Annotated in this window: 18 protein-coding genes, 1 tRNA gene and 1 pseudogene; 7 read left to right on the forward strand and 13 right to left on the reverse strand. The window is 61.6% G+C overall.

Translation table 11 applies throughout. From position 1 onward, the window contains the following. Positions 1-215: 215 nt before the first annotated feature. Positions 216-470 carry a hypothetical protein gene (locus tag E4Q08_RS14565; protein ID WP_169070923.1) on the reverse strand — a complete coding sequence of 85 codons (255 nt, stop codon included), beginning with the start codon at positions 468-470 and terminating at the stop codon, positions 216-218. A 454-nt stretch (positions 471-924) separates the two neighbouring features. On the opposite strand from E4Q08_RS14565, the gene E4Q08_RS14570 reads away from it, so the two are divergent. The 4 genes from E4Q08_RS14570 to E4Q08_RS14580 all read left to right on the forward strand — a co-directional run bounded on the left by E4Q08_RS14570 (position 925) and on the right by E4Q08_RS14580 (position 2556). Continuing rightward, positions 925-1152 (forward strand): thermonuclease family protein, encoded by a 228-nt coding sequence (locus E4Q08_RS14570; RefSeq protein WP_211203434.1) that lies wholly within the window; start codon positions 925-927, stop codon positions 1150-1152. Positions 1153-1163: 11 nt separating this feature from the next. Further along, positions 1164-1853 (forward strand): hypothetical protein, encoded by a 690-nt coding sequence (locus tag E4Q08_RS14575; protein WP_169070924.1) that lies wholly within the window; start codon positions 1164-1166, stop codon positions 1851-1853. Positions 1854-1877: 24 nt separating this feature from the next. Next, the gene (locus E4Q08_RS25475; RefSeq protein ID WP_256435995.1) at positions 1878-2000 is read left to right on the forward strand and encodes a hypothetical protein; all 123 of its coding nucleotides are present in this window, start codon (positions 1878-1880) and stop codon (positions 1998-2000) included. A 394-nt stretch (positions 2001-2394) separates the two neighbouring features. Further along, positions 2395-2556: a hypothetical protein gene (locus E4Q08_RS14580; RefSeq protein WP_169070925.1), complete on the forward strand. Its 162-nt coding sequence runs from the start codon at positions 2395-2397 to the stop codon at positions 2554-2556. Here E4Q08_RS14580 and E4Q08_RS14585 read toward each other — a convergent pair. The 3 genes from E4Q08_RS14585 to E4Q08_RS24875 are packed head-to-tail and all read right to left on the reverse strand — an operon-like array spanning position 2531 to position 3686. Next, positions 2531-2929, reverse strand: coding sequence for a type II toxin-antitoxin system VapC family toxin (locus E4Q08_RS14585; RefSeq protein WP_169070926.1), 399 nt, complete (start codon positions 2927-2929; stop codon positions 2531-2533). The two genes, E4Q08_RS14580 and E4Q08_RS14585, sit on opposite strands and share 26 nt — an antisense overlap. Positions 2930-2931: 2 nt before the next feature. Next, a complete protein-coding gene (locus E4Q08_RS14590) occupies positions 2932-3195 on the reverse strand; it encodes a FitA-like ribbon-helix-helix domain-containing protein (protein WP_169070927.1) in 264 nt (87 codons plus the stop codon). Beyond that, on the reverse strand, positions 3144-3686 hold the full coding sequence (locus E4Q08_RS24875) for a helix-turn-helix domain-containing protein (protein ID WP_308240142.1): 543 nt from the start codon (positions 3684-3686) through the stop codon (positions 3144-3146). The genes E4Q08_RS14590 and E4Q08_RS24875 overlap by 52 nt, the downstream gene beginning before the upstream one ends. 409 nt (positions 3687-4095) lie before the next feature. Here E4Q08_RS24875 and E4Q08_RS14600 point away from each other — a divergent pair. The 3 genes and pseudogenes from E4Q08_RS14600 to E4Q08_RS14610 form a co-directional block, all read left to right on the forward strand. Continuing rightward, a pseudogene (locus E4Q08_RS14600) lies at positions 4096-4614 on the forward strand (hypothetical protein); the annotation flags it as partial. A gap of 117 nt (positions 4615-4731) precedes the next feature. Continuing rightward, complete coding sequence (gene glgB / locus E4Q08_RS14605) at positions 4732-6903, forward strand: 1,4-alpha-glucan branching protein GlgB (protein ID WP_169070928.1); 2172 nt, start codon at positions 4732-4734, stop codon at positions 6901-6903. A 210-nt stretch (positions 6904-7113) separates the two neighbouring features. Further along, positions 7114-7620 (forward strand): ArdC family protein, encoded by a 507-nt coding sequence (locus tag E4Q08_RS14610; RefSeq protein WP_169070929.1) that lies wholly within the window; start codon positions 7114-7116, stop codon positions 7618-7620. A 770-nt stretch (positions 7621-8390) separates the two neighbouring features. On the opposite strand, the gene E4Q08_RS14615 is transcribed toward E4Q08_RS14610, so the two are convergent. From E4Q08_RS14615 to E4Q08_RS14655, 9 genes are all read right to left on the reverse strand, one after another. Beyond that, positions 8391-8467 (reverse strand) — tRNA-Arg (locus E4Q08_RS14615). Positions 8468-8613: 146 nt separating this feature from the next. Next, entirely contained in the window at positions 8614-11256 is a 2643-nt protein-coding gene (gene pepN, locus E4Q08_RS14620; protein ID WP_169070930.1) for an aminopeptidase N, read from the reverse strand. A 76-nt stretch (positions 11257-11332) separates the two neighbouring features. Beyond that, positions 11333-11962 (reverse strand): GDSL-type esterase/lipase family protein, encoded by a 630-nt coding sequence (locus E4Q08_RS14625; protein WP_169070931.1) that lies wholly within the window; start codon positions 11960-11962, stop codon positions 11333-11335. A gap of 35 nt (positions 11963-11997) precedes the next feature. After that, positions 11998-12891 carry a 50S ribosomal protein L3 N(5)-glutamine methyltransferase gene (gene prmB / locus E4Q08_RS14630; RefSeq protein WP_169070932.1) on the reverse strand — a complete coding sequence of 298 codons (894 nt, stop codon included), beginning with the start codon at positions 12889-12891 and terminating at the stop codon, positions 11998-12000. After that, a complete protein-coding gene (dapE, locus tag E4Q08_RS14635) occupies positions 12884-14050 on the reverse strand; it encodes a succinyl-diaminopimelate desuccinylase (protein ID WP_169070933.1) in 1167 nt (388 codons plus the stop codon). The genes prmB and dapE overlap by 8 nt, the downstream gene beginning before the upstream one ends. Beyond that, entirely contained in the window at positions 14040-15245 is a 1206-nt protein-coding gene (locus tag E4Q08_RS14640) for a PilT/PilU family type 4a pilus ATPase (protein ID WP_169070934.1), read from the reverse strand. Before E4Q08_RS14640 ends, dapE begins: the two co-directional genes overlap by 11 nt. A gap of 37 nt (positions 15246-15282) precedes the next feature. Next, positions 15283-16104, reverse strand: coding sequence for a 2,3,4,5-tetrahydropyridine-2,6-dicarboxylate N-succinyltransferase (dapD, locus tag E4Q08_RS14645; protein ID WP_034912990.1), 822 nt, complete (start codon positions 16102-16104; stop codon positions 15283-15285). Positions 16105-16123: 19 nt separating this feature from the next. Beyond that, the gene (gene dapC, locus E4Q08_RS14650; protein ID WP_034912993.1) at positions 16124-17317 is read right to left on the reverse strand and encodes a succinyldiaminopimelate transaminase; all 1194 of its coding nucleotides are present in this window, start codon (positions 17315-17317) and stop codon (positions 16124-16126) included. 114 nt (positions 17318-17431) lie between these two features. Next, on the reverse strand, positions 17432-20509 hold the full coding sequence (locus tag E4Q08_RS14655) for a sensor domain-containing protein (RefSeq protein ID WP_169070935.1): 3078 nt from the start codon (positions 20507-20509) through the stop codon (positions 17432-17434). Between the last annotated feature and the right edge of the window lie 29 nt (positions 20510-20538).

The raw sequence follows: 20538 nt of genomic DNA on the forward strand, positions 1-20538 counted from the left end.
TGCTGGGGTTACGCCGGGGTTACATTTGCCATCAAAAACGGTGCTTTTTGGTGTAACCCCATTAAGGTGAGTATAGCCGTAACATGTTGCTGTGTATAGGTTTATTAAGGTATGTTAATCCGCATGTCTGAATTGAATCACGGACTGTTAATCCGTAGGTCCCTGGTTCGAGCCCAGGTCGGGGAGCAAAATAAAATCAAGCACTTAGGCCACTTTCAAAGGTGGCTTTTTTTGTTTCCAGTCGTTTGCGTAAGCAAAATCCAGCAATCCAGATCAACGTCAGGCAAGGGAAACCAAGTCGGTAGGGTGTCGACAGTCACGCTGTAATGCTTCCGGTAACGCTCTGTCTCTTTTCTGCAACATGCCTCATTTCCGCCATGCTCGCCGATCGATTCTTCGTCCAATCCTGAGCACTGACCACAATCGCCGCCGGCCACCATGCCAGCATTGACGCTGGCGACTTTTCTCAATCGCCGAGCCTGACCTGGAGCGATCGGCCGCAAGCCGCCATTCGGCTGGGAATGTCAATCTACTCGCCTAGCCGGCAACTCTGAAGCGGGAGCACATTTGGTGGTGAAACAATTATGATCGTGCTCCCATCCAACAGCTTCTGGAATGTCCTAGCTGGTTCAGAACTGCAATGGGGCGATCAGGCCGTTGGGGCGCGAGTCCCGGACTGTTTGATTGGAACTGCCTTCGGGCAGTTGCCTTACTCGCCAACAGGTGACGCACAACGCCCTATCTATTGGCGCGGCACGGCAAGGAGTTAGGCGCAGGGGGAGGGGCCGATTGCCCCCATCTGCGTTATTCTGCGATCTGAATGGGACGATGCGATAGCATCGCAGCACAGGGCACCAGCCTCAACGCGTCAAGAAAGGCCGGCCATGTCAGCTTGTTGAAGGTCGCTGTCACATTGGCAAGGTGATGGTGCAACCTTCCGACTGTCCGACGTGCTCCAAGACGCTTGACGCCGGGCTCGCACAGCTCACGGTCGGGCTCGCCTGGTGGTACCAGAAATACGCGAAGGATCAGTCACCGCAGGATGCTGGCCGGTACGAGTGCGCCGAACAGGAGGTGCGAGCGAAGCGTACCGGCCTGTGGGCAGATGGTCACCCGGTACTGCCCTGGGACTGGCGGCGTGGTATGCGGTAAGGAGGAATAAAATGGATAGTACCTTCAGCGCGGTCAGGAAGAAGTCAAAGGCAATCGCCGTTGCCGTTGCCTTGCTGAGTCTGGTGACGCTCAATCTCTTAACGCTGACCAATGACAGCGTGCATGCGAAAGCCTACGGATTTCTGGAAAGCATCGCACGAGCGACGGTGGGTGTCGGAGTGCTCCAGAATAGCCCAACCGAGGTCGCAAGGCGCGCCGTTGCGGCTACGCGAGAACTGAGATCTCAGAATGAGCACCTCGTATCCCGGAATCAGGAACTGCTATCCGAGAATGATCGCGTGGTATTGCAGAAAAAGAACTTGGCGCATCGTACCCTGATCCTGGTGGAAGCCGTAAACACTCTCATCGCACACACCAGTGCTCTTCAGGCAGAAATGATCAAAGCGACAGCATGGGCACAGTGGTATGAGAACCGGCACGAGGAGATGCGACGCGTGGCGCATGACATATTGGGGCGCGCTACCGCGAGGCTTTCTAGGGGTGCTGTTCGCAGCGCGTCGACCTTGTCCGGGAAAGCGATTCCAGTTGTCGGGGCCGCGATCGCAGTAGGTGCCTCTGGACTGGATCTGATAGACACTTGCAAAATAATGAAGGACATGAACCACCTTGCCAAGTCGATGGAATTGCCGGAAGAGGAGGGGCTGTCGTCTGTTTGCCGGGTCGCATTGCCTGCATGGTAGGCTGTGGCGGAAGGGCGAGCGGTGATGCCTCAGAAGCAATGGCCGGTGACGATTGACGAAGCGGTCGGCGTGGTGATCGCTGCACTGCCGGACGACAAGAAGGCGAGCATTGTCGCTCTGGCGCAGGCTGGTAGTGAAACTGGCTGAAAAAATGAACGACGAGTGGCTGAAGAAGCTGCCGGCGGAGCGATTGCTGGAGGTGCCGAAGCGTCTGCTGGACGACGTCAAAGAGTGACATGATCGGCTGAACCAAAACCCGGACAACAGCTCGCGCCCGCCCACGAGCCTGGCCCCTTGGGAGAGAGCCAGCGACGCGGAGGTGGGCCGGGATTCGCCAAGCGAGACCGACCCGGTAGAAGCGGATGAAGGGGAGACGGAAACCGGGAGATCACGGAAGAGACGGCCCAATCGGAAGAGAAGTCCCCCTCAGCGCCGCAGGCGGCAAAGAAGAAGGCCGGCAAGCCGGCAGTCAGGGCTTTGGCCGTACCCAGAAACTGACGGTCACCGCTACTTGCGAGCACCGACCGGAGAACTGTGCGGCGTGTGGGCTAGCGCTGGCGGCGGACGCCAAGTTACGCCGTGGAAGGAATCCGGCCTGCTGCTGTGGCTGTGGGCTTTGGTCACCACCCACACGGTGCTGTTCCTCATTGGCCCGCGCAGCGCAGAAATGATGATGTTCATTGCTGACCAGGAACCGGCATGACGTCCGTTTGCGAAAAATCATGGCCCTTGAAAAGCAGCACATCACCCCGGCGGCTGGTCAAGGCATAGGCGAAACAATCGCCGAAGTTCAACCCGGCCGGATGGTGCCACTTGCCGAAGCGTTGCCAGGCGTCGAAGGCTGTTTGCACCAATTCGGCGTCGGCGGGTTCGACCTGCACTTCCGCGGCGTCGAGCAGTTCGCCCAACGCCTGCACACCCGGGCAGCCGAGCCGGGCTGAGATCACCATCATCGCCTCCAGCCAGTTGGGTGCACAGATCACCGGCATTTCCGCGCCGGCGAGCGCGAGAGCCAACGCGTCGCCTTCCGGCTCCCCCAGCAGGATGGCGACCAATGCCGAGCTGTCGACGACCATCTTCAGCGCGGCAGTCCGTCCGCTCCCAGCCCGAGGATCTCGGCCTCGGGGCGCTCATCGAGCACAGGCAGGCGAGCGCTGCGCGTGGCAATCGCGCGGATACGGGCCAGCCGCAGGTCGGCATCAGACCGGCTGGCAGGAAGGCTTCGCAACGCATCGAGTTGACTGATGACCTCCTGGTTGAGCGAACGGCGGTGGGCCCCCGCCTGTTCCTTCAACCACTGGTGCAGATCGGCAGGCACATCGCGCAAGGTGAGGGTCGGCATAGGGTTCTCCAGTGACATCGAAATGACTGTAGTTTAGCATCAGTGAGGAGCTGCAGGCGAAACGCGGCAGGGCAGTCCGTCAGGCTTCGAGTTGACTGCGACGCTGTCTGGCGGCGAGCCGGTGCAGGAGGCATGACCGGCCCCCCTCCGTTCCTGCTTACTCGCTTCCGATACCACGCGTAAAAGTGCTTCGCATTCCAGCCTTCGTGTCGCCGCCGGTACGTCGACAGCAGATCCATCACTTCGTCTACCGGCGCCTTCCGATGCGAAACCTGTTCCAGGCGCCGATCTAGCAAACCTTCCAGGCCATCCGCTTCGTACCGCATCAGGTACCGTCGGAACGTCCGCTCGCAAACCCCCAGCAGACTCGACGCTTCCGCCTGCGTCAGCCGACCCGCTTCCCAGCCTCCATACGCTTCTTCAAACCGCATCTTCCTGATCTCCGGTAGCAACTCCGTCCGTCTCGTCTCGCTCCTCCTTGGCAGCAACATAAACCGGACAGATTACTTGTTCCCTACATCGAGGAGGCGCCCGCTTGGACAGTTGCGTCGTACGCTGCTACAATCTCAACACTGGCATGAGTGGCTTGGTCTTCGCTGTGTCGCGTCGGCAGCGAGCAGGTCATTCGGCTGGCCCGCAATCCTACCAGTCTGCTGGGCAGAACCACCCCGCGCGTCGGAGTCGACGGACCGGGAACTGGCTCCGATCAGCGCTTGGGCGATCGGGCTGGCGTCGGCTCACGGGCAGGGGCAATGGTACTTGACTTGGTGTTGAGGGTGCAGTGCACTCGCGTTGAACCTGCTCAGTGTGCTGGCCAAGGACTTGCCTGCATGTTGTTGCAGCGATGGCCCTTGCGTGAAGTACCAGCGCTTGAGGTATGGTTTTGATGAGCAGAGTTGCATGCCTGAAGCGCTGACAGCCGTCTGGCCCGGCAAATCATATCCCCTGGGCGCTACCTGGGACGGAGAGGGGGTCAATTTCGCCTTGTTCGCCGAGCACGCCGACAAGGTCGAGTTGTGTCTATTGGACGGCAGCGGACGACAGGAACAACAGCGCATCGAGCTGGGCGAGCAAACCGACCAAAACTGGCATGCCTACCTGCCTGAAGTGCGTCCGGGCCAGTTGTACGGCTACCGGGTCCATGGTCCTTATCGGCCTGAGGAGGGACACCGCTTCAATCCGCACAAGCTGCTGCTGGATGCCTACGCCAAAGCGATTGTCGGCACCGTCGAGTGGAGCGATGCCCAGTTCGGTTACCGCATCGGCAGCCCCCGCGAGGATTTGAGCTTCAGCCGCCGCGACAGCGCGCCCGGCATGTTCAAGTGCCAGGTGATCGATCCCGGTTTCGTCGACGACCGCCATCTACTGGACCGAGGGCTGAGAAACTACTGGGGCTACGATTCCATCGGCTACTTGGCTTGCGCCTCAATGCGGCTCTGCTGCAGGAACATGCGGGTGAGCTGGAACGATAGTCAAAACCGGTGACGTCTTGCGCATTTCACAACCGATTTACCCTGAGCAAGGGAAGGAATAATTATGATAGAAGCCAAGTTGAATGACGAAATGATCCGAATCGCCGAGGCTCGCCACCACGATCCGTTTTCGGTGCTGGGAAGGCATCCTTGCGGTGAAGGCGTTGTGGTACGGGCCTACATCCCGCACGCGACGGAAGTTTTCATCGCCGAAGGCAATTTGCCGCTGGAACGTATTCCGGATTCCGACTTTTTCGAGTGGCGGGGTTCCGGCAAGAACCTTCCGGAACACTATCGCCTGATCTGGCGCGATACCTGGCATCACGACCATATTGCCCACGATCCTTATAGCTACCTGCCGCAGATAACGGATTTCGATCTGCATCTGTTCGGTGAAGGCAGGCACAGTCACGCCTATAATTTCCTCGGGGCAAACGAACATGAGATTGACGGCGTCGCTGGCATCCTGTTCGCCATCTGGGCACCCAACGCCGAGCGTGTGAGCGTCCTGGGTGACTTCAATCACTGGGACGGTCGTCGCCACGCGATGCGCGTGCGTCCGGGGAGCGGGGTATGGGAGCTGTTCATTCCCGACATCACCCCCGGTATCTTCTACCGCTTCGAGATCAGGAACCGGAACAGCGGCGAGGTGCTCACCAAATCCGACCCCTACGGCCGACGCTTCGAGATGCGGCCAGGAAATGCATCGATTGTCGCTCCTCGCTCCACTTACGTCTGGCAGGACACCACCTGGATGGAGCGGCGCGCCGCGGCCGACTGGCAGCATGCGCCGATGTCTACCTATGAGGTCCATCTCGGCTCCTGGCAGCGTGGGTACGAAGGGGAATTCCTCAACTACCGAGAGTTGGCGAGACAACTGGTCGAATATGTAACCCGGATGGGCTTCACTCATATTGAACTCCTGCCGGTCACCGAGCATCCGTTCGATCAGTCGTGGGGCTACCAGGTCACCGGCTATTTCGCGCCGACCAGCCGTTTCGGCACACCGGACGACTTTCGCTACTTCGTCGATCTCTGCCATCAGAACGATATTGGCGTGCTTCTCGACTGGGTTCCCGCCCATTTCCCCAAGGATGCCCATGCGCTGGCGCGGTTCGACGGCACGGCGCTCTACGAGCATGAGGATCCACGCAAGGGCGAACACCTGGACTGGTCGACGCTGATCTTCAATTTCGGCCGCAACGAGGTGAAGAACTTCCTGATTTCCAGCGCCATTTATTGGCTTGACGAGTTCCATATCGACGGTTTGCGGGTGGATGCCGTCGCTTCCATGCTCTATCTCGATTATTCGCGCACCGAATGGGTGCCCAATCAGTACGGCGGCAGGGAGAACATCGAAGCGATCGAGTTCCTTCGCCAACTCAACGCCACAACCCACACGGAAGCTCCCGGCACGCTGATCATCGCCGAGGAATCGACGTCCTGGCCGCAGGTGACGCGCCCCACCTACATTGGCGGACTGGGCTTCGACATCAAGTGGAATATGGGCTGGATGAACGATACCCTGCGCTACATGGGACAGGAACCGATCTACCGCCAGTACCATCATGACCTGCTCACCTTCAGCATGCTGTATGCGTTTTCAGAGAACTTCATGCTGCCTTTCTCGCATGACGAAGTGGTGCATGGCAAGGGCTCGATGCTCAACCGCATGCCCGGCGACGAATGGCAGCGTTTCGCCAATCTCAGACTGCTCTACACCTACATGTTCACTCATCCGGGCAAGAAGCTCCTGTTCATGGGCACCGAGTTCGGTCAAGGTCTCGAGTGGAACAGCGCGGGGGTTCTCGATTGGTATGTCCTCGACTTTCCTTTGCATGCCGGGATGCAAACCCTGGTGAAGGATCTCAACCACCTGTATCGCGGCTCGTCCGCCCTGCATGGAAACGAGTTCGAGTGGCAGGGATTCGAGTGGATCGATTGCCACGATTACCAACAGTCGATCCTGAGCTTTGTCCGCAAGACTGACGACGAATTCGTGGTGGTGATCGTCAACTTCACTCCCGTCCCGCGTATGGATTACCGCATTGGCGTGCCGCAACCGGGCAGCTATCGAGAAATCCTCAACTCGGATTCGCATTTCTACGGCGGTGGCGATTTGGGCAATGGCGATGGGCCACTCGTCGCCGAGGAAGTGCCGTGGATGAACCGCCCGTATTCATTGTCCATTACGGTGCCGCCGCTTGCCGGCATTGTCCTGGCGCTGAGCGCCTGATGCTGCGCGAGGACTACTGCGGAACGTAAACTCGGAGAAAGCGCGTGTGACTGGCTCCGGGAGCCACGCGCGCACGACGACTTCACCATGGGGGGCCATGTTTGCTTGTGACTCGATGCCATTGCCGGCGGTTGCCGGCAATGGCATCGAGGTGGCTCCGCTTCTCAATCTGTCGGTGTCAGCGACGCCAGTCAATCCCAGGTCGATGGCTTGCCCAACGAATACCGGGCAGCGCCGGACACGGGACCCGCCTGGGAACCTTCCGAGGTCGCCGAGCGGATCATCGAGTGTTCCGGCGCCGAGATTCGCAACGGCGGCTTCCGGGCCTTCTACTCGCCACCCAACGATCTCATCTACCTGCCGCTCCGTTCTTCCTTCAGGGACCAGGCGAACTACTACAGCACGGCACTCCATGAGCTCTGCCACTGGACGGGCCACGCCTCTCGCCTCGGCAGGAAGCTCGGCAAGCGCTTTGGCGAATCGGCGTACGCGATGGAAGAGCGGATCGCCGAGATGGGCGCGGCCTTCCTGGCCGCGCACTGCCGGCTTGAAGGTCAGGTGCAGCACGCGAACTACATCGCCAGTTGGCTGGAAGTCCTCAAGCGCGACAAGCGCGCGGTGTTCACCGCTTCCGCGCAAGCCCAGAAGGCAGCCGACTATCTGCTTGAACACGCCGGGCTGATCACCCTGGCCGACGCCATGCCGCTCGCTGCCTGAAGCGTACAGACGCTGTGGGCAATTCTGTGGACAAAGCTGAGGACAGGCTGTGGAGAGCCGGCTCATCCACAAATTCTGTGGATAGATCGTCGAAAAAGCCTATGGAAACCTCCCGAATTTCCCGGCTGCGCTGATGTCCCGTCGGTGCTGCTTACGTATTGGGCAATCTCTTCACCGATACGCGATCTGTCCCTGCGCCCCAGGGCGCCGGGCGGGCTCTGCCGGTGACCGGCGGGGCTTCCCGCAATCACCACAAGACTGTTTGGCGACATTGATGCGGTCGATAATCTCGACGGGCTGACCTTCGACGGCGAGTTGATCGTCGAGATCAAGTGCCCGGTCAGGGGATGCACTTCCACCCTCTGGAAGGCCCAGATACCCGCACACTACGACGAACACCAGTTGATGGTATCGAAGGCGGCTATGGCGCATCTGTACGTCTTTGACGGTGAGCAGCAGGAGGGCCTCTTGCTGGAGGTGGCGGCGGACCCCGCTCGCTGGAAGCGGATACAGCAGGCCTGGGACGACTTCATGCGCTGCCTGGCAACGTCGACTACAAGCGGGTGCCTGAGCTGCAGGGCGTCAATCTTGATGCCTATCGGCAGAAGGGGCGGTTCGAGACGAGGGTCTCGGTTCAGAAGTAGCCACACGGTTTGGGCTGGGGATGCTGGCAGTACCCAGCCCATGCATTTGTTGGGACAAATGTTGTGACAAATTCCCAACAAAGCAAAAAGGCCAATCCGAAGATTGGCCTAATCGCTTGATTCTATTGGCACGCCCGGAGCGATTCGAACGCCCGACCCCTTGGTTCGTAGCCAAGTACTCTATCCAGCTGAGCTACGGGCGCCTTGCCTTGTTTGAGGGCGAGATTATACCCAGCCGATTCGCCTCACTCAAGCACTATTTGCATTGCCGTTGCCAATAGGGCCGATGTTCCGCCTTGGCCGTGTCGGCCGGGATCAGCCGCAATGCCTCGCGAGACTGGATCCATGCTCAGTCCAGTGCTCGCCCGACGATCTCGAGGACATCTGATGACAGTCCATCGATCGCTCGCAGGCTTTCGAGCGCCGAGCGTGCGTGTCCTTGCCGGGTCTCGTCAAACCTGCGCCAGCGATCGAAGCGCCGTGTCAGGCGCGCGGCTACCTGCGGGTTGATGGCGTCGAGCCGGCCGATCTGCGCAGCGAGGAAGTGGTATCCGCTGCCGTCGGCAGCATGAAAACGTACATGGTTGTTGCCGAAGGTGTTGATCAGCGCGTAGACCTTGTTCGGATTGTGCAGGTCGAAAGCGGGGTGGCTCAGCAGGCGCTGCACTGCTGCCAGCGTTCCGGGTAGCCGGCTCGACGCCTGCACCGACAGCCACTTGTCCACCACCAGCGCTTCGTCCTGCCAGCGCTCGTAGAATGCGGCAAGCACCTCGGTGCGTTCGCTGCAGTCCTGTTGAGCGAGCGTGCCGAGGGCGGCGAACTGGTCGCTCATGTTGTCGGCTGACGCGAACTGATGCAGTGCCAGGGTTCGCATCTGGGGATCATCGAGTTCGTTGAGATAGCCCAGGCAAAGGTTGCGCAGCGCGCGCCTGCCGGCGGCGGCGGGTGTCGGCTGGTAGGCTCCGTGCGGCGCCAGAGAGGTGTAGCACCGGAGCCATTCGCTGTCGAGCCGTTCGGCAAGAAAGCGGCGCAGACCGTTGCGGGCCGCGTGCAGGGCATCCGGGTCGACGGTCGCGGCTTCTTCGGCGAGCGTCGCTTCGCCGGGCAGCGTCAGGACTTCGGCAGCGAAAGCCGGGTCTGCCGAGGCTTGCCCGAGAACCTGTGCGGCGGCCGCAGCGAAGCTCTGCGGCCAGTGTGCCGGTCGGCCAGCGGCCAGGTCTTCTGCGGCTGCCAGGATCAGCCGACTGGCCAGACGTTGTCCGGCCTCCCAGCGACTGAAGGGGTCGCTGTCGTGGGCGAGGAGGTGACTCAGATCTGCATTGCGCCAGTCGTAATCGAGAATCACCGGCGCCGAGAAATCGCGCAACAGCGAAGGGATCGGGGCGACCGGCAGATCTTCGAAGACGAACTGCTGTTCGCTCGCTGTCAGGGAGAGAACGCGCGTCGTTCGGCCTCGCTCGGCACAATCGCCTTCTCCGAGCAGCCGCAGCGGCAGGTCGGTGCCATCCGGACCGTTGAGGCCGATCGCCACCGGGATGTGGAAAGGCTCGCCGGCTGCATCGGCGCCTGGCCGCGACTGTGACAGCGTCAACTGGTAGCACCGCGATGTCGGGTCATGACTGCCGCTGGCGCGCAGCCGCGGCGTACCCGCGTGGTCGTACCAGCGCTTGAACTGCGAGAGGTCGACTCCCGAGGCATCGGCCATGGCAGCGACGAAGTCATCGCAGGTCACTGCCTGACCGTCATGGCGTTCGAAGTAGAGGTCCATGCCGCGCCGGAAGGCTGGCCTGCCGAGCAGCGTCTGGAGCATGCGCACCACTTCGGCGCCTTTTTCATAGACGGTGCTGGTGTAGAAATTGTTGATCTCGATGTACGAGTCGGGGCGTACCGGATGCGCCATCGGGCCGGCGTCTTCGGGAAACTGCGCGGCGCGCAGGGCGCGGACGTCGCGGATGCGGGTGACCGCGCGGCTGTGCATGTCGGCGCCGAATTCCTGGTCACGGAAGACGGTCAGACCTTCCTTGAGCGAGAGCTGAAACCAGTCCCGACAGGTCACGCGATTGCCGGTCCAGTTGTGGAAGTACTCGTGCGCGACGACACGGTCGATGTTCTGGTAATCGCCATCGGTGGCGGTGTCGCTACGGGCAAGAACGTACTTGGTGTTGAAAATGTTCAGGCCCTTGTTTTCCATCGCGCCCATGTTGAAGTCGCCGACGGCGACGATCATGTAGTGATCGAGGTCGCATTCGAGTCCGAAGACTTCCTCGTCCCAGCGCATCGCGCGTTGCAGGGCGTCCATCGCGTGCGCGCACTGGTCGAGCTTGCCGGGCTCGACATACACCGCCAGTTGCACGCTGCGCCCGCTGCCGGTGGTGAAACGGTCGCGCAGCACTTCGAGGCGGGCGGCGACCAGCGCGAACAGATAGCAGGGTTTGGCAAAAGGGTCTTCCCACTTTGCCCAGTGGCGATCGTGTCCTTCGTCACCGCTGCCGACCGGGTTGCCGTTCGCCAGCAGCACCGGCAGGCTCGCCTTGTCGGCGTGCAGGGTGACGGTATAGCGCGACATGATGTCCGGGCGGTCCGGGAACCAGGTGATTCTGCGAAAACCCTGTGCCTCGCACTGCGTGAAGTAGCCATCCTTCGAGCGAAAGAGTCCGGAGAGGCTGGTATTGTGGTCGGGGTCGATACGCGTCAGCGTGCTCAACAGCAGCGCATCCGGCGGGTTGTCGATGGTCAGCGCCGAGTCGGTGCAGGTGTAGTCGTTTGCGCCGAGCGGCTGTCCATCGACGGAAACCGAGAGTGTTGCCAGTCCATGGCCGTCGAGTTGCAGCGGCTGCCCGGGCGCCGCCACCGGATTGCGCCGCAATTGCAGGTGGCTATGGACCAGGACAGCGTCGGCGTGGAACTGCACGTCGAGGTCCACACGATCGACCAGGAAGGGTGGTGGTGTGTAATCCTGGCGATGGATGATCTGCGGGGTTTCGGTCTTCATCAAGTATCCATGTCTTTCTGCCGGTCGTGCCCGTCTGGCGACGACGATCGGTCAAGGCGCCGGCGGGTGCACTGGGTCAGGGCTTCTTCAGCAGGCCGGTTCGGCGCAGTTGCTCGGCTATGCCGTCCGCGAGTTTGCGGTAGCCGCCGGCGTTGGGGTGAATGGGGTCGGCCTTCAGCGTCGGGTCAGAGAGAATGGCGGCGAGAACGCCTTCGACCAGCGGCAGTTTTTCTTCTTTGGCCAGTTCGGCGTAGATCGCCGAATCGGGTAGCCTGCCGGTTGCCGCGCCGAGCAGCGAGAGCCTGGGCACGGCGACCAGAACGACCTGGCTGCCGGACTGCCTGACGGCGCCGACGATGGCGCGCAGATCGTCCTTGACGGCGGTTTCCGGGCGCCTTTGGAGAAAGTCGTTGCCGCCGATTTCGACGATCACCAGCGCTGGCCGGGTCTGGGCAATCGCCTCGCGAATTCTCGCCTGGGCAGCGTTTGCCGTGTCGCCCGGGATACCGGCGTTATGGACCTGCCAGCCGCTGATCGCTGCGAGCCGAGCCGGATAGTCTTCGCCCGGAGCGGCGCCACTACCGAAGGTGATGCTGTCGCCGAAGGCGAGGATCTGGCTGCCTGGCGGCAGCGACGCCAGCCGCGCCGAGTCGTGGCAGCCGGCGAGGAGGAGAATGGTGAACAGCAGCAGGCGGAGGCGATTCATGGCCTGTCAATCGGGCAGATATCGCGATCTTCGGATCATGGCAGCTCGTCGCGATGCAGCAGGAAGACATACTGATCGCCAGCGCTGGTGTCGAGCCAGGTGAAGGGCGTCGCCGGAAAAGCGGCTTCCAGGGCATCGCGATTGTGGCCGATCTCGACGACCAGCAGACCGTTTGGCCGCAGATGCTGGCGCGCGCCAGCGAGGATTGCACGCGTCAGGTCGAGTCCATCCGGACCACTGGCCAGCGCCAGTTCGGGCTCGCGTCGATATTCCTCGGGAAGGGTCGCCATCGACGCAGCATTGACGTAGGGCGGATTGGCGATGATCAGGTCGTAGCGCTTGCTCCTGAGGCCGGCGAAGAGATCCCCTTCGACGAGCCGAATCTGCGCTGCGAGATCGTAGTCGTCGACGTTGCGCCGCGCCACCGCGAGTGCCTCCGGCGAGATGTCGACGGCGTCGATGCGGGCGGCCGGGAAAGCGTGCGCCGCGAGGATCGCGAGACAGGCCGATCCGGTACAGAGGTCGAGAACGGCAGTCACTGCGTGGGCATCGTCGATCCAGGGCGTCAGTTGCTCGCGCAGCAGCTCGGCGATGAACGAACGCGGAACGATCACCCGTTGGTCCACATAAAAACGATATTCGCCCAGCCAGGCCTCGTTGGTCAGGTAGGCGACCGGCAGCCGCTCCCGGATGCGGCGGTCGATGACCCGCAGCACGGCGGCCCGTTCGTCGCTGGTCAGTGTCGCGTCGAGAAAGGGTTCGAGCCGCTCCAGTGGCAGGTGCAGGCTGTGCAGCAGCAGATAGGCGGCTTCGTCCCAGGCGTTGTCGGCACCGTGCCCGAAAAACAGTTTCGCCTCGTTGAAGCGGCTGACCGCGAAGCGCAGCAGATCGCGCAGCGTCGACAGCTCGGTCTGGGCCTGGTCAAACATCGGCGGGTAACAACTCTTCGATCATCCGCCGATAGATCGCGGCGAGTTGCGGCAGGGCGGCGACCTCGACGCATTCGTTGACCTGGTGAATGGTGGCATTGACCGGGCCAATTTCGAGCACCTGCGGACAGATTTCGGCGATGAAGCGGCCGTCCGAGGTGCCGCCGCTGGTCGACAGCTCGGCGGCATGGCCGGTTTCCGCACGAATCGCCAGCAGTGCGGCGTCGATCAAGGCGCCACGGCCGGTGAGAAAGGGCCTGGCCGCCAGCGTCCAGACGATGTCGTGGTCCAGGCCATGCCGGTCGAGCAGCGCGCACAGGCGGGTCTGCAATTGTTGCGGAGTGCTGGCGGTTCCGAAGCGGAAGTTGAAGTCGATCTCGACGCTGCCGGGAATGACATTGCTGACGCCGGTACCGGCGTGGATGTTCGAGACCTGCCAGGTGGTCGGCGGAAAAAACTCGTTGCCGTCGTCCCAGGTGGTTCCCGCCAGTTCGGCAATCGCCGGTGCTGCCAGATGGATCGGGTTTTTCGCCAGATGCGGGTAGGCAATGTGGCCCTGCACGCCTTTGACGGTCAGTTTTCCCGAGAGCGAGCCACGCCGGCCATTCTTGACCATGTCGCCGAGATGATGGAGCGCTGTTGGTTCGCCGATGATGCAATAGTCGATCAACTCGCCACGCTGGCGCAGCGCATCGGTGACGACGACGGTGCCGTCGATGGCGTCGCCTTCCTCATCCGAAGTCAGCAACAGGGCGAGCGAGCCGCGATGTGCCGGACAGTCGGCGACGAAAGCCTCGGCAGCCGTCACGAAAGCGGCCAGCGAAGCCTTCATGTCGGCGGCGCCGCGTCCATACAGCAGGCCGTCTCTCTGCACGGGCTGGAACGGGTCGCTGTGCCATTGTTCCAGGGGTCCGCTCGGGACGACGTCGGTGTGGCCGGCCAGACAGAGCAATGGGCGGCTATCGCCGCGGCGCGCCCAGAGGTTGCTGACGCTGCCGCGATTGATGAACTCGCAGTGGAAGCCGATGGTTTCGAGGCGGTTGGCGATGATCTGCAGGCAACCGGCGTCTTCGGGAGTAATCGAGCGTCGAGCGATCAGTTGCTCGGCCAGCACCACCGTGGCGTCGCGAGTCGCTGCCCCGTTGCCGTCATCTGCCATCTCGTGCTTCCTGGGGTCCGCTCTCGGCTTCGTCAAGGCTGAGCGTAAACTCCTTGTACGACGGGCTGCAGGGGTTGGTACCAGCGAGGTCGAAAGTCGCTTCGTGCAGCTTTTCTTCGCTTCCCGATCCGCCGGTAGCTTCGAAGTTGTTGATCAGCCATGACAGATTGGTTGGTGAGTCGGCATTGAGCAGCGCTTCCTGCAGTGTAATCACGTCGCTGCGATACAGCCGGACGAGATCCTGCTCGAAGGTTTGTGATCCTGGTGCGAGACTCTGTTCCATCGCTTCCTTGAGGGCAGGGATGTTGCCGTGCTCGATCAGTTCCTGCACGTGATAACTGTTGAGCAATACTTCGACCGCCGGCGTCTGCAGACCATCTTTTCTTTTGACCAGACGCTGCGAAATGATGGCCTTCAAGCTGACCGAGAGGTCCATGTACAGCGCGCCCCGGCTATCGCTGGGGAAAAAGTTGATGATCCGGTTGAGGGCGTGATAGCTGTTGTTGGCATGCAGCGTGCCGAGGCAGAGGTGGCCAGTCTGTGAGTAGGCCATTGCCGCCTGCATGGTTTCCTTGTCCCGGATTTCGCCGATCAGGATGCAGTCGGGGGCCTGCCGCATGGCGTTCTTCAAGGCATTCTCCCAGCCGAGAGTATCCATGCCGATTTCGCGCTGGTTGACCAGCGACTTTTTGTGCTTGAACAGATATTCGATCGGATCCTCGATGGTGAGAATGTGACCCGTGCAAGTGCCGTTCCGATGGTCGAGCATCGACGCCAGGGTGGTTGATTTTCCCGAACCCGTCGAGCCGACGATCAGCACCAGGCCGCGCCTTTCCATGACCAGGTCGGCCAGCACCGGCGGCAGCCCCAGGGTATCGAGCGCCGGGATATTGCCGACCACGTAACGAACGACGATCGAGATCGAGCCGCGCTGCCGGAACAGGTTGATCCGGAAATTGCCAAGCTTGGCGATGCCGAAGGAGAGGTTCATCTCCCTCGTCTCTTCAAATCTTGCTGCCTGTTCCGGACTCAGCAGTTCGGTGGCGATCTTCTCGATCATCTCCGGCGCCATGACCTGCTGATTGACCGGTACGGTAGCACCCTGGATCTTGATGTGGATCGGTGCGCCTGCGCAGATGAAGATATCCGAGGCGCGCCGATCAGCCATCACCTGAAAGAGTTTGTCGAGAATCATCCGCTGGCCGCCGGATCAGGAATCGGTGGGGGAGCGGTCAGTCGCCGCGCAGCAGATCATTGATGCTGGTCTTGGCGCGGGTGCCCGCGTCGACCTTCTTGACGATGACCGCACAGTAGAGGCTGTAGCCGCCGTCCCTGGCGGGCAGATTGCCGGCCACCACGACCGACCCCGGCGGCACGCAGCCATAGCTCACCGAACCGGTTTCGCGGTCATAGATCTTGGTGGACTGGCCCAGATAAACGCCCATCGAGATCACCGAACCTTCGCCGATGATGACTCCCTCGACGACTTCCGAGCGGGCTCCGATGAAGCAGTTGTCCTCGATGATCGTCGGGTTGGCCTGCAGCGGCTCCAGCACACCGCCGATACCGACCCCACCCGAGAGGTGCACGTTCTTGCCGATCTGGGCACAGGAACCGACCGTTGCCCAGGTATCGACCATCGTGCCTTCATCGACATACGCACCGATGTTGACGTACGAGGGCATGAGCACCACGTTCTTGCCGATGAAGGCGCCACGGCGGGCCGTTGCCGGTGGAACGACGCGAAAACCGCCACGCGCGAACTGATCGCTGTCATAACTGGCGAACTTGTTCGGTACCTTGTCGAAATAGCGCATCGCGCCGCCATCGAGCAGCGTGTTTTCCTGCAATCGGAACGAAAGCAGCACGGCTTTCTTGATCCATTGGTGGGTGACCCAGTCGCCAGCAATCTTTTCGGCGACGCGCAGGGTGCCTTGGTCGAGCTGGTCGATGACGCTTGCCACGGCTTCGACGATGGCTGCCGGGGCTTGGCCGGGTTGCAGCGAACTGCGGTTTTCCCACGCCTCATCGATGATCTTCTGGATTGCCTGCATGACTGCCTTCCCTAGAGTTTTACAATGTTGCAATGAATGAACGGATACGCTCGGCGGCCTCGACGCAGTCGGCGAGCGGCGCGACGAGTGCGATCCGCAGGTAGCCGGCGCCTGGATTGACTCCCTGGGCAGTACGCGCCAGGTAGCTTCCAGGCAGCAGAACGACATTATAGTCGGCGAGCAGCGCGCGGGCGAAATCGCTGTCGCTGCACGGTACCCTGGCCCACAGGTAGAAACCGGCGTCGGGCATTGCCGTGGTCAATACCTCAGTGAGAAGTGGCGTCACCGCCGCAAACTTTTCCGTGTATTGGCGGCGATTTTCGACCACATGTGCCTCGTCGTTCCAGGCCGCGACGCTCGCCGCCTGTATGGCCGGACTCATCGCACTGCCATGATAGGTGCGATAGAGCAGGAAAGACTCGAGGGTAGTGGCGTCGCCGGCGACGAAGCCCGAACGCATGCCGGGAACATTGGATCGTTTGGACAGGCTGGAGAACATCACCAGGCGCTCGAAACCGCGACCGAGCAGGCTGGCGGCCTGCAGGCAGCCGAGTGGCGGCCTCGCCTCGTCAAAATAAATCTCCGAGTAGCATTCGTCCGAGGCGATCACGAAGCCGTACCGGTCGGCGAGGGCAAACAGCTGTTTCCAGTCATCGAGGCTGAGCACCTTGCCGGTAGGATTGCCCGGTGAGCAGACAAAGAAGAGTTGCACCCGCTGCCATTCGGCCTCGCTCAGCGCTGCGAAATCGAACGCGTAATCGTTGCCCGGCAGGGTATTCAGGAAGCGCGGCTCGGCACCGGCGAGATACGCGGCACCCTCGTAAATCTGGTAGAAGGGGTTGGGGCTGACGACCAGCGGCGTGTTGCCTCGCGACGCATCGACAATCGTCTGGGTAAAGGCAAACAGGGCTTCGCGTGAGCCATTGACCGGGATCACCTGGGTTTCCGGGTCGATCCCCTGCAGGCCATAGCGGCGCTGCAGCCAGGCAGCAATGCTGTTGCGCAATTCGCTGCTGCCGAGCGTGCTCGGATAACTGGCCAGACCGCCCAGTCCGGCGCTCAGGGCGTTCCTGATGAACGCCGGTGTCGCGTGCTGTGGCTCGCCAATCGACAGCCTGATCTCGCGGTACTGCGGGTTTGGCGTGATGCCGGCAAAAAGCTGTCGCAACTTCTCGAAGGGATAAGGTTGCAGCTTGCTGAGGTGGGGATTCACGGGCTCGAACGACTCATGGCGGGACGCCTGATTATAAGGGGCATCGACCGACGGTGAAAGGAAGCGTGCCGCAAACGGTGCGAATGAACGGTGTTGTATCTGCTTCCACCTGCGTCATCCGAGGATTTCAGGATCACCGTTTTCTGCGAACAGCCCCGCTGCGGGTCCGGGTCGGCCGAAGAAGTAACCCTGGAAGGCGCGACAGCCATAGCCGGCGAGGAGATCCCGCTGCACCTCGGTTTCCACGCCCTCGGCGATGACCCGCAAACCCAGGCTCTGCGCCAGGGCGATGATGGTACGGGCGATGGCGGCGTCGCTGACGTCGGTCAGCAAATCCCGGACGAAACACTGGTCGATCTTCAATTCGTCGAGCGGCAAGCGCTTGAGATAAGACAAGGCGGCATAGCCGGTACCGAAGTCATCGAGCGAGAGACTCACCCCGCAAGCCTTCAGTGCAGCCATCTTGGCGATGATTTCCTCGCCATCGTTCAACAGCAGGCTCTCGGTGAGTTCCAGCTTGAGCCGCCGCGGGTCGGCACCGCTCTCCTCGAGCATCGCCAGCACCTGTGGCACGAAGTCCGGGTGCTGGAACTGGCGAGCACTGACATTGACGACCAGCTTGAGGTGGGCCATCGACGGTCGTGCGGCCCAGGCGACCAACTGGGCGCAGGCCGTTGCCAGCACCCATTGGCCGAGGGGAACGATCAGGCCGGTATCCTCGGCCAGCCCGATGAACTCTGCGGGAGGGACGAGACCGCGTGCGGGATGCTGCCAGCGCAGCAAGGCTTCGGCACCCGTCAGGCGACCCTGGCCGTCCACCTGCGGCTGGTAGTGGAGCAGGAACTGCTGCTGGCGAATGCCCTGGCGCAAATCCGCTTCGAGAGCGGCACGCGCCGCAACCCCCGCCTGCATCTCCGGATCGAAGAAACGCAGGGTATTGCGGCCCGAGGCCTTGGCCTGGTACATGGCCAGGTCGGCCTGTTTCAACAGTTCATCGACGCCTTCCCGGTGCCCACGAAACAGCGTGATGCCGATGCTCGGGGTGCTGTGATGCTCGCAACCGGCAAGCTGGTAGGGTTGGTTCAGGTAGTCGAGGATTTTCTCGCCAACCTTCTTGGCCGCCAAGGCGGCGGTGCGGGCACTCCGGTCCAGGTTCTCCAGCACGACGACGAACTCGTCGCCGCCGAGGCGAGCCATGCTGTCGCCCTCGCGGACGCAGGCGGCAAGTCGCTGGGCAACCTGTTGCAGCAGCAAGTCACCCATATCGTGACCGAGGGTGTCGTTGAGGGTCTTGAAGTTGTCCAGATCGATGAACAGGAGCGCTCCCTGACGCCGGCTGTGCTGACTGGTTGCGGTGGCCCGTTGCAGTCGATCGAGCAGGAGCCGCCGGTTGGGCAGCCCGGTGAGGGTGTCGTAGAAGGCGAGATGAGCAATCTCGTCCGCCGCCGCCTTGCTCTGCGTAATGTCGGTCAGGGTGCTGACGTAGTGACTGACCTCGCCGTCAGCCCCTTTCACTGCAGTGATGGTCATCCATTCGGGATGCACCTCGCCGCACTTGTGTCGGTTCCAGATTTCTCCGTGCCATGCCCCCTTACTCCGGATGCTGTCCCACATCGCTTCATAAAAGGCGGCATCGTGGCGGTCCGAGCGGAGCAGGCGTGGCGTCTGACCGACTGCTTCCGCGGCAGAATAGCCGGTGATTTCGGTGAAAGCTACGTTGACCCGCAGGATCACGCTATCGGCATCGGTGACCATCATGCCCTCCTGCGCCTCGAAGGCTGCAGCGGCGACACGAAGCTGCTGTTCAGCGTGTTTGCGTTCGGTGATGTCGGTCAGGATACAGTGCGTGCGCAGGAAGTTGCCTGCCTGATCACGAGCGATACGCCCGTTGATCAGCACCCTTCGCCGGCTCCCGTCCGGGCGAACGAAGTCGAACTCGGGAGCATCGACGCGGCCACGGTCCTTGAATTGTGGAAATTCCAGGCTCAGCGTTGCCAGCGAGGCATCGCTGATGAATTCCCCGATGAAATGCCCGATCACCTCTTCCCGGTTACGTCCGATCAGGCTGAGCCAGGCCTGGTTCACCATCAGAATGTTGCCGGCGATGTCGAGCGACTGATAGGGAAGCGGCGCCTCGTCAAACAACTCGAACAAGCGTTCCTCACTCTCGCGCAGAGCCATTTCGGCACGCCTGCGCACCAGTTCGCCGGCGGCGCGCGGTGCTACCAGTTGCAGCAGCGATTCGGCCAGGCGACGGTTGGCCAGGGGTTTGCGGCCGATGATCGCGATCAGGCCGATCGGTTTGCCATCGAAACTCCACAGCGTGGTTCCCACATAGCTCTCGGCGCCCATCGTCTGCAGCACCTCATCGCAGGGAAAGCGTTCGCGGACCTTCTCCGGAAAGCAACAGACCAGATTGCCGACGACATCGCCGCAGGGCGTATCTTGCAGCGCATAGGACACGTTGTCTTCGAAGGCGCCATCGGCATACACCGCCAGCGTGTGGGCGTGCAGACTGTCGCCTTCGAGGCGATCGATGCAGACGTAATCCATTTGCAGGCTTTGCGCGAGGTATTGTGCCAGCGATTTGAAAAAGTCCTCGCTGGCGTGCCGATTGCCGCACTCCAGCAGGAAGTGGCGGGCATCCTCGATCTGTTGGTGTTCGCTGATGTCGGTCAGCGTGAGGCGCACCACCGGGTCCCTCTGTTCGGTGGCCACACGGCGGCAGTTCACCAGCGCATGGAAAACGGTGCCGTTGCCGCGCATCAGCGCCAATTCGGCATTCTGTGCAGCGTCGGTCCGGGTCAGCCCTCTGAACAGTCGCTGCCAGCGCTCTCGATCGTCGCTGGCGACCAGGCCCGTGAAGTGCTGTCCGAGCAGTTGTTGACGTTCCACCCCCAGCAGGGCGGCGGTGGTGAGGTTGGTCTCGGCGATCTGGCCGCTGCTGGCAAGGGTGAGATAGGCGACCGGTGCGAACTCATAGAGATCAAGGTAGCGGTCGCGGGATTCCTCGAGAGCGAGCTGTGTCCGCCGCAACTCGTCATTCTGGATTTCCAGTTCAACCCGTTGCACCTGGAGCGTGTGCACGAGTTCTTCCATGGAGCGGTTCGCCGCTTCGCCCGCCGGTCCCTCGACAGCAGCATGCGGCGGCGACATGCGCCGTTTCACGGTCACCTCTGGTTGCCTTGCCAAGCGCCCCCTTTCCTGCTGAACAGTCATCA

The sequence above is a fragment of the Candidatus Accumulibacter contiguus genome, assembly GCF_012940005.1.
Taxonomy (GTDB): domain Bacteria; phylum Pseudomonadota; class Gammaproteobacteria; order Burkholderiales; family Rhodocyclaceae; genus Accumulibacter; species Accumulibacter contiguus.

Excerpts from the sequence above, each read along its gene's own strand:
- E4Q08_RS14570 (WP_211203434.1), top strand. The coding sequence starts at position 925 with ATGGTGCAACCTTCCGACTGTCCGACGTGCTCCAAGACGCTTGACGCC.
- E4Q08_RS14575 (WP_169070924.1), top strand. The coding sequence starts at position 1,164 with ATGGATAGTACCTTCAGCGCGGTCAGGAAGAAGTCAAAGGCAATCGCC.
- E4Q08_RS25475 (WP_256435995.1), top strand. The coding sequence starts at position 1,878 with ATGCCTCAGAAGCAATGGCCGGTGACGATTGACGAAGCGGTCGGCGTG.
- E4Q08_RS14585 (WP_169070926.1), bottom strand. The coding sequence starts at position 2,929 with ATGGTCGTCGACAGCTCGGCATTGGTCGCCATCCTGCTGGGGGAGCCG.
- E4Q08_RS14590 (WP_169070927.1), bottom strand. The coding sequence starts at position 3,195 with ATGCCGACCCTCACCTTGCGCGATGTGCCTGCCGATCTGCACCAGTGG.
- E4Q08_RS24875 (WP_308240142.1), bottom strand. The coding sequence starts at position 3,686 with ATGTTGCTGCCAAGGAGGAGCGAGACGAGACGGACGGAGTTGCTACCG.
- glgB (WP_169070928.1), top strand. The coding sequence starts at position 4,732 with ATGATAGAAGCCAAGTTGAATGACGAAATGATCCGAATCGCCGAGGCT.
- pepN (WP_169070930.1), bottom strand. The coding sequence starts at position 11,256 with ATGAAGACCGAAACCCCGCAGATCATCCATCGCCAGGATTACACACCA.
- E4Q08_RS14625 (WP_169070931.1), bottom strand. The coding sequence starts at position 11,962 with ATGAATCGCCTCCGCCTGCTGCTGTTCACCATTCTCCTCCTCGCCGGC.
- prmB (WP_169070932.1), bottom strand. The coding sequence starts at position 12,891 with ATGTTTGACCAGGCCCAGACCGAGCTGTCGACGCTGCGCGATCTGCTG.
- dapE (WP_169070933.1), bottom strand. The coding sequence starts at position 14,050 with ATGGCAGATGACGGCAACGGGGCAGCGACTCGCGACGCCACGGTGGTG.
- E4Q08_RS14640 (WP_169070934.1), bottom strand. The coding sequence starts at position 15,245 with ATGATTCTCGACAAACTCTTTCAGGTGATGGCTGATCGGCGCGCCTCG.
- dapD (WP_034912990.1), bottom strand. The coding sequence starts at position 16,104 with ATGCAGGCAATCCAGAAGATCATCGATGAGGCGTGGGAAAACCGCAGT.